This is a genomic window from Salipiger sp. HF18 (assembly GCF_011806505.1).
GTDB lineage: Bacteria > Pseudomonadota > Alphaproteobacteria > Rhodobacterales > Rhodobacteraceae > Salipiger > Salipiger thiooxidans.
The window spans coordinates 1-575 of record NZ_JAATOS010000976.1 but is presented as its reverse complement, the minus strand read 5'-3'; the positions used below and the strand labels follow the sequence as shown (position 1 = coordinate 575).

Here is a 575-nt window from a genome sequence, read left to right as displayed (position 1 = left end):
TTTCCCAGTCGGGACAGGCGGCGCGCGAGCTGGCGCGCTGGGTGCAGTCGGTACATGCCGAGAACGATCTCGTGGCCGAAATGCTCGAGGCGGTGAAGACCTCGAACGGCCAGATCGCCTCGATCGCCCGGCAGGTGAACATCCTCGCGGTCAACGCCAAGATCGAGGCGGCGCGCGCCGGCGAGGCGGGCCGCGGCTTCGCGGTGGTGGCCTCCGAGGTGCGCAGCCTCGCCCAGACCGCGGCAGAGGCGGCGCAAGAGATCAAGACACTGATCCGCGCCTCCAACGACGAGGTCCGCGAGGGCAGCAATCTGGTGCAGCAGACCGGCGCCTCGCTGGGGCAGGTGCTCGAGCAGGTGGAGTCGCTGGGCAAGCTGATCTCCGAGATCGCCGGGTCGGTGCGGACCCAGACCGACGGGCTGAGCGAAATCAACGGCAGCGTGCAGCAGCTCGAGGGCATGACCCAGCACAACGCCGCGGTGGTCGAAGAGCTGAATGCGGCGGGCCAGAGCCTCAACACCGAGGCGCAGCGCCTGTCCGAGACGCTCGAGGTCTTCGAAGGTGCAAACGGTGCT

1 protein-coding gene is annotated in these 575 nt (G+C 68.5%); it reads left to right on the top strand.

The genetic code is table 11. The features are described 5' to 3' along the window. The coding region (locus HC022_RS28360) for a methyl-accepting chemotaxis protein (RefSeq protein ID WP_254885308.1) at positions 1 to 575 on the top strand (575 nt) is incomplete at both ends.